Here is a 404-nt window from a genome sequence, read left to right on the forward strand (position 1 = left end):
CTTTCGGCCGACAATCAAAAAGTCACTAATTATGCTTTTACTTCAAGCCTAATTGTTTTGGCGATCATTGTGCTTTTGATTATTCCGATTAATTACATTGCCAATATTGAGGGTTTTGCAACCGAGTCCTCAGAAGAATTGGAAGGACTTTTGCTTTCGATTGGACTTAATTTCAGCAATATTGCCTTTATCGTGACTATAATTGCCAGTCTCGGTGCTATTGCCGAAGCCAGTATGGCGATTTCGGCCGATTTAAACGAGCTGATTGAAAGCACTCCGGAAATTACGACCGCCAATCTTTACAAGCAGGGAATAATTATTGGTTCACAGATTATCGGAACGGCCTTAAATACACTCTTTTTCGGTGTTCTTGGTGATAATTTGACGTTGACCATGTTTTATAT

1 protein-coding gene is annotated in these 404 nt (G+C 39.4%); it reads left to right on the forward strand.

Annotated features, from left to right (window positions below; all coding sequences use genetic code 11):
• Positions 1-404: YibE/F family protein (locus KH893_RS12705; protein ID WP_281166387.1), on the forward strand; the 404-nt coding region annotated here is incomplete at both ends.

Source organism: Liquorilactobacillus sicerae, assembly GCF_029916425.1.
In the GTDB taxonomy this organism is placed as follows: domain Bacteria; phylum Bacillota; class Bacilli; order Lactobacillales; family Lactobacillaceae; genus Liquorilactobacillus; species Liquorilactobacillus sicerae.